Here is a 10,864-nt window from a genome sequence, read left to right on the forward strand (position 1 = left end):
ATATAACCAAAATCGCGGCCATCAGAAAGCGATGCAGATGCAGGCAACGGCTGCCACGCAACGGATTCGCGCTGAGGCTTTACACCACCTTCCGAGGAGACACACATGGACAGAAAGATCCACAAGACCCGTTCCCGCGCCTTGCCGGCCGCGCTGGCCGCCGCCCTGCCCGCCCTGCTGCTGTCGGCCTGCGGCGGCTCGAGCGACGGCATCGCGCAGCTGGCCGAGGCCCGCCCCGCCACGCTGCTGTCGTGCACGGACCTGGCCGCGAAAATATCCTTCCCCAACACCCGCATCACCGCCGCCGAGACCGTGGCCGCCGGCACGCTGGCGGTGGCGGGCAAGCCCATTGCCGAGCACTGCCGCGTGACCGGCCGCATGCACGAGCGCGTCAGCACCGTGGATGGCCAGAACTACGCCGTGGGCTTCGAGATGCGCCTGCCGCGCGACTGGAACGGGCGCTTCTTCTACCAGGCCAACGGCGGGCTGGACGGCGTCGTGAGCACGGCCGTGGGCGCGCTGGGCGGCGGGCCGCTGGGCAACGCGCTGCAGATGGGCTTTGCCGTGCTCAGCTCCGATGCCGGGCATGCAGGCAGCCTGGGTCCCTTCTTCGGCCTGGACCCGCAGGCGCGGCTGGACTATGGCTACCAGGCCGTGGGCAAGCTCACGCCCATGGCGCGCAGCGCGCTGCAGACGGCCTATGGCAAGGGGCCTGACCGCTCCTACCTGGGCGGCTGCTCCAACGGCGGGCGCCACGCCATGGTGGCGGCCTCGCGCTATGCCGACCAGTACGACGGCATCATCGCCGGCAACCCCGGCACGCGCCTGCCGCTGGCGGCCATTGCCAACATTGCCGGCGCCCAGGGCTATGCGAAGCTGGCGACCACGGCCTCAGACCTGGGCACGGGCTTCACCCAGGCCGAGCGCCGCCTGGTCAGCCAGGCCGTGCTGGCCCGGTGCGATGCGCTGGACGGGGCCACCGACGGCATGGTGCAGGCCGGCGCAGCCTGCCAGGCGAGCTTCGACCTGTCGCGCGATGTGCCCACCTGCGGCGGTGCGCGCGACGGCAGCTGCCTCAGCGCCGAGCAAAAGAGCACCATTGCCGGCCTGTTCAAGGGCGCCACCACCAGCGGCGGCAGCCGCATCTACAGCAGCTTCCCATATGACGCGGGCCTGGATACGGCCGGCTGGGCCGGCTGGAAATTCTCCAACCCCATCAGCCGCGACTCCGGTGCCGTGGCCTTCATCTGGCAGACGCCGCCGGAAAGCGCCGCCAGCTTCAACGACGCGCAGTTCGCCCTCAACGGCAGCGTGGACAGCATGCTGGCCAAGGTGCAGGCGACCAACGGCACCTTCACGGAAAGCGGCCTGTCGCTGATGATACCGCCCGACTACGGCAAGCTGCCCGTGCTGCGCAACCGGGGCGCCAAGCTCATGGTCTACCACGGCACGGCCGACCCCATCTTCTCCAGCGATGACACCGTGCAGTGGTACGACACGCTGCGCCGCAACCATGGCGACGCCGCCGACTTCGCCCGCCTGTACCTGGTGCCCGGCATGAACCACTGCAGCGGCGGCCCGGCCACCGATCAGTTCGACATGCTCAGCTCCCTCGTGGCCTGGGTGGAGAAAGGCCAGGCGCCGGACCGCGTGATCGCCAGTGCGCGCGGCGCGGGCAACGCGGGCGGCGCCAACGCCGACCTGCCCGCCAACTGGTCGCCCACGCGCACCCGGCCGCTGTGCCCCCATCCGCTGGCCGCCCGCTACAACGGCAGCGGCGACATGGAAAGCGCTGCCAGCTTCAGTTGCCGCTGACCATGCACTGAAGGCGGGCGGCGCCTGAACGGCCCGCCCCCTCCGCCCCCATCCACCCCTTGTCCGCAGTCCCGCCCCCGGCGGGGCCGGGCCCCGCTGCGCCCGAGAAAAGGCGCGCGGACACCCACGCCAAGACGGCAACGATTTTTCAAACCAGAGGAGACATCACCATGAAAACCACCCCATCCCCGCGGACCCTGGCGGCCACCGCCGTGCTGGCCCTGGCCGGCTCCGGCGCCAGCTTCGGCGCCTTCGCGCAAGGCACCTCCAGCGTCACGCTCTACGGCATCGTCGATGTGGGCGTGGAGCACCTGAACAATGTGGCGGCGGGCGGCGGTCTCAGCCGCATGCCATCGACCACCAGCATGGTGCCCTCGCGCTGGGGCCTGCGCGGCAGCGAGGACCTGGGCGGCGGCCTCAAGGCCATCTACACGCTGGAGTCGGGCTTTGCGCCCGACCAGGGCACCTTCAACCAGGGCGGGCGCGGCTTTGGCCGCCAAAGCTGGGTGGGCCTGGGCGGCAACTGGGGCAGCCTGACCATGGGCCGCCAGAACTCCATGCTGTTCTGGTCGCTGCTGGACTCGGACATCATCGGCCCGGCCGTCTTCGCCATGGGCTCGCTGGACGCCTACATTCCCAACTCGCGCGCCGACAACATGCTGGCCTGGCGCGGCAACTTCGGCGGGCTGGCACTGGGCGCGGGCTACAGCTTCGGGCGTGACACCGTCAATGCCGGCCCCAGCCCGGCAGGCACCAACTGCCCGGGCGAGAGCGGATCGGACACGCAGGCCTGCCGCCAATGGTCGCTGTACGCCAAGTACGACACACCGGCCTGGGGCGTGGCGCTGGGCTACGAGCAGCAAAACGGCCGCACGCCGGCCTCGTCCACCGACCCGGTGTTCGGCGGCATGAACTCCAGCGCCAAGCATGACGAGCGCCTGCACCTGGGCGGCTACTTCAAGCTGGCCGGCGTGAAGATCGGCGGCGGCCTGCTGCGCCGCGACAACGACGGCGACGCCGTCAAGCCACGCAGCAACCTGTGGTACGTGGGCGCCTCCTACCCGGTCACCGAGGCCCTGGTGCTCGAAACCCAGTGGCTCACGCTGCGCTACCGCGGCGTGTCGGGCTACGACTCCGACCTGCTGGTGGCACGCGCCATCTACAACCTGTCCAAGCGCACGGCCGTCTACACGCAGCTCGGCCACATCCGCAACGACCGCCTGGCCACCGTCTCGGTCAGCGGCGGCGCGCCGGGCAGCAACACCGCGCCGGGACGCTCGCAGACCGGCATCAACGTGGGCATCCGCCACATGTTCTGAGCCGCTTCCATCCGCCTGCCTTTCCCATATTCACCAGGAGACATCCCATGCAGATGCATCGCCGTCATTTCGTCCAGGCCCTGGGCAGCGCCGCCGCCCTGGGCTCGCTGTCACCGCTGCAAGCCCTGGCCCAGGCACTGGACCAGGTCAAGATCATGTACGGCTTTCCGGCCGGCAGCTCGGGCGACAGCGTGGCCCGCCGCGTGGCCGAGCGGCTGGGCGGCACGCCCTACAGCAAGGGCCCGGGCTTTGTGGAGAACAAGCCCGGCGCCGGAGGCCGCATCGCGGTGGAGGCCTTGAAGAACTCCCCGCCCAACGGTTCCGTGCTGGCACTGGCCCCCGTATCGGCCTTCTCGGTCTATCCCCACATCTACCCCAAGCTGACCTACAGGCCCGAAGACGCAACGCCCGTATCGATTGGCGCCGTGATCTACCACGGCCTGGCCGTGGGCCCCGCCGTGCCGGCCGAGGTCAAGACGCTCAAGGACTTCCTGGCCTGGGCCAAGGCCAACCCCGACCGCGCCAGCTTCGGCTCGCCGGGCGCGGGCTCCATGCCGCACCTGCTGGGCGCGCTGCTGGGCCTGCGCTCGGGCGTGGAGCTCAAGCACGCGCCCTATCGCGGCACCGTGCCCAGCATCACCGACCTGGTGGGCGGCCAGATCGCGGCCACCATGAACCCCAGCGGCGACTACCTGCAGTACCTGAAGGCCGGCCGCCTGCGCGTGCTGGCCACCTCGGGCAGGCAGCGCTCGCCCTTCCTGCCCGACGTGCCCACCTTCACCGAGCTGGGCTTGCCCGATGTCACGGTGGAGGAATGGTTCGGGTTCTACGCGCCCGCCAAGACCCCGGCCGCCACCATTGCCAACGCCAACGCGGCCATCACCGCCGCGCTCAAGGACAAGGCCGTGATCGACGGGCTGGCGGCCCTGGGCCTGCTGGCGCGCGGCAGCACGCAGCAGGAGATGGCCACCGACCAGCAGGCCGAGTTCGAGCGCTGGAGTTCGCTGGTCAAGCAGATCGGGTTCACGGGCGAGTCCTGATGGCGCACCCGGACGGCAGGTCCATATCCCTTCGCGAAACAAGGCCACACTCATGCAACAAATAATGTTGCATGAAACAGAACAGCCAATTCTCGGACGTCCTGCATGTGCTGCTGCACATGGCCGAGGGCGATGGACCTGCCACCTCCGACATGCTCGCCGCCGCGCTGCAGACCAACCCGGTCGTGCTGCGCCGGCTGATGTCGGGCCTGCGCGATGCAGGCCTTGTCACCTCCGCCAAAGGCCATGGCGGGGGCTGGGTGCTGTCTTGCGAGCTGGACCGCACCACGCTGCGCGACGTGCATGAAGCCTTGGGCGCCCCTGATCTGGTGTCGCTGGGCTTCAGGGAAGACCGGCCCGAATGCCTAGTCGCCCAGGCCGTGAACGAAGCGCTGAGCAACGCGGTGCAGCAAGCCGAGGCCGCCCTGCTCGCGCGCCTGGGCTCGGTGACGCTGGCTGCCCTGTCCCAGGACTTCCATGCCCGCCTGGCGCGCCACCGCGCAGCGGGCGGCCAGGGCTGGTACCAACTGCAGGAGCACCAGCATGAAACACATTGATTTCGCCGTCATCGGCGGCAGCTATGCGGGCCTGTCCGCCGCCCTGCAACTGGCGCGTGCGCGCCGCCAGGTGCTGGTGGTCGATGCCGGGCTGCGGCGCAACCGCTTCGTGGACCAGGCCGGCGAGACATCGCACGGCTTTCTCACCCAGGATGGCGTCGCCCCCGCCCAGATCGCCGCCCAGGCCCGGCAGCAGCTGATGGCCTACCCCACCGTGCAGTGGCTGGACGGCACGGCCGAGGACGCCCGCGTGGCGCCCGATGGCCAGCTGGAGTTCCATGCAGCGAGCACCGCCATCAGCGCTGCCCGCCTCGTCCTGGCGCTGGGCGTGCATGACAGCCTGCCGCCCGTGCCGGGACTGGCCGAGCGCTGGGGCCGCAGCGTCTTTCACTGCCCGTACTGCCACGGCTACGAGATGAATGCGGGCCGCATCGGCATCATTGCCAGCTCGGCCCTGGCCCATCACCACGCCGTCATGCTGCCCGACTGGGGCCAGACCACCCTGCTGCTCAACGGCGCCTACGCGCCAAGTGCCGATGAGCTGGCCGCCTTCGCACGCCGCGGCACACAGGTGGAGGCCACCCCCATCGCCCGCCTGGAAGGCCGGGCCGACGTGCTGCTGCAGGACGGCCGCCGCCTGGTCATGGATGGCCTGTTCACCCAGCCGCGCACCCGCATCGCCAGCCCCGTGGCCGAACAGCTGGGCTGCGCCCTGGAAGAAGGCCCCATGGGTCCCTTCATCAAGGTCGCGGAAGGCCAGGCCACCAGCGTCCCCAACGTGTTCGCCTGTGGCGACGCGGCCCGCGCGGCCGGCAACGTGGCCATGGCCGTGAGCGATGGCGCCATGGCCGGCATTGGCGCGCACCGGTCGATGATGGGATGGTGAACTGCGGCGCCCGCCCTAGAGCGTGCTATGCACTTTGATGTGCCCGTGAAAGCCGGGAAAGGGGTCCGGAACGAGGCGTAGCACGCTCTATCCGAAGACCGCGCCGCCCGCATCCAGCGCGGGCGGCCGCAGAAGATCGGCATTGACGCCCATGGCCTCGCTGGCCCGCTCCACGGCCTGCCACAGGGGGGCCGGCATCTGCAGTATTTCCTCGGGGGAGTTCGCGCGGGCGATCCAGTCGCTGATCTCAACGTGCTGCTCGGGGGTGAGCAGGTCCAGGTTCAGCATTTCGTCAATGGTCTTCATCGGGTGTCGGTCTGTCGCTCGTGTGCGGAAGGTGTACGGAAAAGGAACGGCCCGTGCATTGTCAGCGGTCCACGGCAGGCAGTCGCTGCAGCAGGGCATCGCGGGCGCGCAGGCCGGCATTGGGCTTTTGCGCCTGCTCGTCCTGGATCAGCGTGGCGAATACCAGCCTGCGCTGGTCCTTGGTGGCCCAGCCCACGTACCAGCCATAGGCCCGGCTGGCGTCGTAGCGGTTGTCGCTGCCCGGCGAGCCCGTGCCCGTCTTGCCATGCACGGTCCAGCCGTCCACAGGCACGGGGTGCCGGGTGATGCGCGCAGTCATGTCGATGGCCTGACTGCTCACGGGCAGTTCCCGGCGCACGATCTTGCGCATGAAGGCCACCTGCTCGGCCGCCGAGATGCGCAGCGAAGACACCACCCACACGCCGTTGTGGCCCGGGTCGGCCACTGGCACGGCAGAGACATCCTCGTTGCCATAGCGGAAGGCCTTCACGTAGGTGTCAAAGCGCTGCTGGCCCAGACGCATCACCACCTGCTGCGAGTACCAGAACACCGAGTCCTTCATCCACGCCTGGGGCGTGATATCGCGCCGCCAGGCATCGCCGCCCCAGTCCGGATACTCCGGTTGGTACGGCCACGCGGGCCGGGACTCGTCCTGCAGGATGCCGGCGTCATAGCCCATCAGGCTGATGGCGATCTTGAAGGTGGACGCCGGCGTGACCCGCTCGGCGCAGGCCGGGCCGCTGTGCACCAGGGACTGGCCCGTGTCGGCGTCGGCGACGAGGGTGCACAGTTCGTGCGCGACAACGGGGACGGGAACGGAAACCCAAAAAAAAGCTGCCACGGCCGTGGCAGCGGTTCCAGGAAATCTATGCATGTGCTGTGCGCTGCGGTGTTCGTATCTGGCGCGCGATCATAGATGCGCGCGCAGCCTTTGCAGAGCCCCTGCAGCAAACAGCCCCACGGCGCCCTGGGCAAGCGCGTGTGGGACTTGCCCATGGATGGGAACTGCCCGCGAGGCTACGCCTGCGCCTCCTGCAACTGCCGCCACATCACCTTGCCGCTGCCGCTCTTGGGCAGGGCCTTGACGAACTCCACCACCTTGGGCGCCTTGTAGACGGCCATGTTCTCGCGGCACCACTGGATGATGTCCTCGGCCGTGGTGTCTTCCTTGCCGGCACGCAGCACGACGACGGCCTTGACCGACTCGCCCCGGTAGGCGTCGCGCGTGGAGATCACGCAGGCTTCCTGGATGGCGGGGTGGCGGAACATCAGCGATTCGACCTCGGCCGGCCAGACCTTGAAGCCGCTGGCGTTGATCATGCGCTTGAGGCGGTCGGTGATGAAGTAGTAGCCGTCCTCATCCACGTGGCCCAGGTCGCCGGTGCGAAAGAACCGCTTGCCGTCGATCTCCATGAAGACCTGGGCCGTGGCGTCGGGGCGCTTCCAGTAGCCGTCGAAGACCTCGGGCCCGTGGACCACGATCTCGCCCTGCTCGCCCTGGGGCACTTCGGCACCGGTGTCAGGATCGATGACGCGCGCCTCCGTGCTCATGAAGGGAATGCCCAGGCACTGCTGCTTGGGGTGCTCGGACGGGTTGCTGTGCGTGGGCGCAGCGGTCTCGGTCAGGCCGTAGCCCTCGCAAAAGCGCAGGCCGTATTGCTCCAGCAGGCGCTGGGCCACGGCCTGGGGCATGGCCGCGCCGCCGCCGCCGATGTACTTGAGGCTGGTGAGGTCGAACTGCGCGAAGTTGGGGCTGCCCAGCAGGTCGATGACCATGGTGGGGATGTTGGTCCAGCTGGTGACCTGGTAGCGCGAGATCAGCCGCCCGGCCAGCTCGCGGTCCCAGCGCGGCATGACCACCACGGTGGCACCCATGAAGATGGCCGTGTGCAGCACCGACACCATGCCCGTGATGTGGAACATGGGCACCACCGCCAGCACGACCGCCTCGCTGGTGCCGCTGCCCCAGTAGCTTCCCGCCACCGCGTTGTGGTTGATGGAGCGGTGCGGGTGCATGCAGCCCTTGGGGTGGCCCGTGGTGCCGCTGGTGTAGGGCAGCACGGCCATGTCGTCGCGGCCCACCACATGGGGCGGCGCAGCGTCGGTGCAGGCCAGGGCCTGCTGCCAGGTGTGGACGCTGCCGCCCTCCAGCACAGCCGGCTCGCGCCGGGTGAGCAGCCAGTCGTGCCACTGCGCAGGCGGCGCATCGTCGCCCTGCACACCGGCATCGAAGGCATCGGTGAACTGGGTGACGATCAGGTGATCGAGCCGCTGGCCCGGCGCCAGCGCGTTGCTGGCCTTGGCCAGCTCGGGGGCCAGGTCGGCCGTGGTGATGGCGACCTTGGCGTCGGCGTCGGTGATGTAGTGCTTGAGCTCCTCGGCCATGTTCATGGGATTGACCGGCACCACCACGGCATTGGCGCGGAAGATGGCGTAGTGCGCCAGGATGAGCTGAGGCGTGTTCTGCATCAGCAGGATCACGCGGTCGCCGCGCTGCACGCCCAGGCTGTGCAGGTAGGCCGCCATGCGCTCCGTGCCCTCGCACAGCTCGCGGTAGCTGATGGAGCTGCCGAAGTAGCGGATGGCCGGCTTGTCGGGATAGCGGCGCGCGTTGACGGCCAGGTTCTCCCATACGCTGGTGGCGGGCACGGTGATGGAATGGGGCAGACGGCTGGGCCAGAAGGCGTGGTGCGCGGGCAGGGTCGACATGGACGGATGGGCGTTGAATGGTCGGTGAGTGGATCGGACGGCGGCAATCCGCCTTGCCAGCGAGGCTAGGCGCACACCCGGTTCCCGGCATTGGGGAAGGCCCCAGGGAATCGTCGCCAAAGTGACGCTTGAGCGCCCATGGCATACCGATGCCACCGCAACTCGCCTTGTGCTTTCGCAAGCCGGCCACGGGCACGCCACGGACACGCCACAAGTACGCCACGGGTACGATGGCGCCATGCCCTCCACGCCCGACATGCCCCACCTGTCCCGCCTGCAGCTGTCGCTGCGCGATCTGCTGGCCCGCCGCCGCAGCGCGGCCCTGGCCACCCAGCCCGCCGACTCCCCTGCCCCCGGGGCTGGCGATGCACTGCCCGCTCCCCGTCTGTCCATGGTGCCCTGGGCCTGGAATGCGCAGTTTGGCTGCTTTGTGCTGCACGTCAGCGCGCTGGCAGCGCACACGCGGGCCATGGAGCTGCACCCGGCCGTCAGCCTGCTGGTGTGCGCGGCCGAAGTGGACGGCGAGGGCGTGCATGCACTGGAGCGCGTGGCCATTGAAGGCGTGGCCAGCACACCTCCGCCCGGCAGCGTGCTGGCCGATGGCGCGCGCGACAGCTATGTGCTGCGCTTCCCCGAAGCCGCGTTCATGACCGATCTGGGCGACTTCCGCTTTGTCTGCATCACGCCATCCATCGCCCGGCACGTGGCGGGCTTTGGCGCGGCGCGCGATGTTTCGGCCCATGACCTGATCGAAGCACTGAGCATCCAGCCCAGCTGACTCACGTGCCCCGCACGTGGGCCGCGATCAGGGCGCCCGCCGCATCGCCCTGCCCCGCCACGCAGGCACGCACATGGTCCTCCCACATCTGGCCCTGTTGCTCCACCTGGGCATGGACAAAGCGCTGCAGCATGCGCCGGGGATCGTCGCAGCGCTCGTAGGCATAGGGATCACCGCGCGTGCACAGCGCCTTGAACTGCAGCCAGGCCGCCTGCCGCGTCACGGGCATGCCCTGCAGGCGCTGCCACTGGTGCAGCAGCTCATGGGCAAAGATGCCTGCGATCTGCGGATGCGACAGGCGCAGCGGCTGGCGCGGATCGGACTGCATGAAAAAGGCACGCGGCATGAAGATGCGCCCGCCATTCATGGACAGCGCCCTGCGCGTGTCGCCCAGGCGGCGCAGATAAAGGCGCATGCGCGGCAGCAGCGCATCCAGCGAGGCACCGAAGTGCGTGCGCACAAAGGCCTGTTCCTGCGCATCGAGCGGCCGGCTCCAGAACACCATGCTCAGTCCCCCGGCCCCTGCCGATAGCGCCGTGCCATGAAATCCACGAAGGCACGCACGGCCGGGCGCAGATGCCGCGTGCGCGGATACAGCGCGTGGTAGCTGTACTGCCCCAGATGAAAACAGGGCAGCACCCGCACCAGCTGGCCGCGCTCGATGGCCGAGCGCACGGTATGCCAGGTCAGCGCCGCAATGCCCCGCCCCGCGCGTGCAGCCTCGAAGATGGTGGCCACCGAATCGGTGCGCAATGCCGCTAGCGGCTGGACCTCAGTGACAGCACCCTGCCCGGACACCACGCTCCAGCGCAGCTGGGCCGGACCCGCAGCAAAGGCCAGGGCGCGGTGCGCGGCCAGTTGCTCTGGCGCCTGCACCACCCCGTGGCGCATCAGATAGGCGGGCGAAGCCACCAGCACCAGAGGCGAATGCGTGAGCAGCCGCGCCTGCAGCCCGCTGTCCGGCAATTGCCGGCTGATGCGCACGGCCGCATCCACGCCCTCGGCCACCAGGTCCACCAGCCGGTCGGTGCACAGCAGTTGCAGCTCCAGATCCGGGAATTGCTGCTCGAACTCGGGCAGCCAGTCGCCCAGCTCGATGGCGCCCACGGCCAGCGGCAGCGTGATGCGCAGCACACCCGCCACGCGCGCACGGCGCTGCGCCAGTGCGGCCTCGGCCGCATCGAGCTGCTCCAGCAACTGCACACAACTGAGGTAGTAGCTGCGCCCCGCCTCGGTCAGGCTCAGCCCGCGCGAATTGCGCTGCAGCAGCTGCGTGCCCAGTTCCGACTCCAGCCATTTGACATGGCGCGAGGCGGTCGAATGCGTCATGCCCAGCCTGTCCTGCGCCGCCGTGAAGCCCTGCGCATCCACCACGCCGCAAAACACCCGCATGGCCTGCCATCTGTCCATTGCCCGTGCACTCCTTTGGCGGGGATTGTGGGGCATGCGGGCGG

At 69.3% G+C, this 10,864-nt stretch carries 11 protein-coding genes; 6 read left to right on the forward strand and 5 right to left on the reverse strand.

Annotated elements, in window-relative coordinates:
• Positions 1–105: 105 nt before the first annotated feature.
• The 5 genes from ACF8ML_RS13770 (at position 106) to ACF8ML_RS13790 (ending at position 5,617) form a co-directional block, all read left to right on the forward strand.
• Positions 106–1,815, forward strand: a complete 1,710-nt coding sequence (locus ACF8ML_RS13770) for a tannase/feruloyl esterase family alpha/beta hydrolase (protein WP_392407255.1) — start codon at positions 106–108, stop codon at positions 1,813–1,815.
• A 170-nt stretch (positions 1,816–1,985) separates the two neighbouring features.
• Entirely contained in the window at positions 1,986–3,134 is a 1,149-nt protein-coding gene (locus ACF8ML_RS13775) for a porin (RefSeq protein WP_016450572.1), read from the forward strand.
• Between the two features lie 47 nt (positions 3,135–3,181).
• Entirely contained in the window at positions 3,182–4,174 is a 993-nt protein-coding gene (locus tag ACF8ML_RS13780; protein WP_392407256.1) for a tripartite tricarboxylate transporter substrate-binding protein, read from the forward strand.
• 71 nt (positions 4,175–4,245) lie between these two features.
• Positions 4,246–4,731, forward strand: coding sequence for an Rrf2 family transcriptional regulator (locus ACF8ML_RS13785; protein WP_016453247.1), 486 nt, complete (start codon positions 4,246–4,248; stop codon positions 4,729–4,731).
• A complete protein-coding gene (locus ACF8ML_RS13790; protein ID WP_392407257.1) occupies positions 4,718–5,617 on the forward strand; it encodes an NAD(P)/FAD-dependent oxidoreductase in 900 nt (299 codons plus the stop codon). The genes ACF8ML_RS13785 and ACF8ML_RS13790 overlap by 14 nt, the downstream gene beginning before the upstream one ends.
• 87 nt (positions 5,618–5,704) lie before the next feature.
• Here ACF8ML_RS13790 and ACF8ML_RS13795 read toward each other — a convergent pair whose 3' ends face one another.
• The 3 genes from ACF8ML_RS13795 to ACF8ML_RS13805 form a co-directional block, all read right to left on the reverse strand.
• The gene (locus ACF8ML_RS13795; protein ID WP_016450576.1) at positions 5,705–5,923 is read right to left on the reverse strand and encodes a hypothetical protein; all 219 of its coding nucleotides are present in this window, start codon (positions 5,921–5,923) and stop codon (positions 5,705–5,707) included.
• A 61-nt stretch (positions 5,924–5,984) separates the two neighbouring features.
• Positions 5,985–6,797, reverse strand: a complete 813-nt coding sequence (gene blaOXA / locus ACF8ML_RS13800) for a class D beta-lactamase (protein WP_392407258.1) — start codon at positions 6,795–6,797, stop codon at positions 5,985–5,987.
• Between the two features lie 143 nt (positions 6,798–6,940).
• The gene (locus tag ACF8ML_RS13805; RefSeq protein ID WP_016450578.1) at positions 6,941–8,632 is read right to left on the reverse strand and encodes a long-chain fatty acid--CoA ligase; all 1,692 of its coding nucleotides are present in this window, start codon (positions 8,630–8,632) and stop codon (positions 6,941–6,943) included.
• Positions 8,633–8,870: 238 nt separating this feature from the next.
• Here ACF8ML_RS13805 and ACF8ML_RS13810 point away from each other — a divergent pair, with 238 nt between their 5' ends.
• On the forward strand, positions 8,871–9,410 hold the full coding sequence (locus tag ACF8ML_RS13810; RefSeq protein WP_046241376.1) for a pyridoxamine 5'-phosphate oxidase family protein: 540 nt from the start codon (positions 8,871–8,873) through the stop codon (positions 9,408–9,410).
• A 1-nt stretch (position 9,411) separates the two neighbouring features.
• Here the strand turns inward: ACF8ML_RS13810 and ACF8ML_RS13815 are convergent, their stop codons facing one another.
• Both ACF8ML_RS13815 and ACF8ML_RS13820 read right to left on the reverse strand, forming a co-directional pair.
• Positions 9,412–9,915, reverse strand: coding sequence for a hypothetical protein (locus tag ACF8ML_RS13815; protein ID WP_016450580.1), 504 nt, complete (start codon positions 9,913–9,915; stop codon positions 9,412–9,414).
• Between the two features lie 2 nt (positions 9,916–9,917).
• Positions 9,918–10,820 (reverse strand): LysR family transcriptional regulator, encoded by a 903-nt coding sequence (locus tag ACF8ML_RS13820; protein ID WP_349335636.1) that lies wholly within the window; start codon positions 10,818–10,820, stop codon positions 9,918–9,920.
• Between the last annotated feature and the right edge of the window lie 44 nt (positions 10,821–10,864).

Origin of the sequence: Delftia sp. WSY_10, from assembly GCF_043104705.1 — a bacterium.
Lineage (GTDB): Bacteria > Pseudomonadota > Gammaproteobacteria > Burkholderiales > Burkholderiaceae_C > Comamonas > Comamonas tsuruhatensis.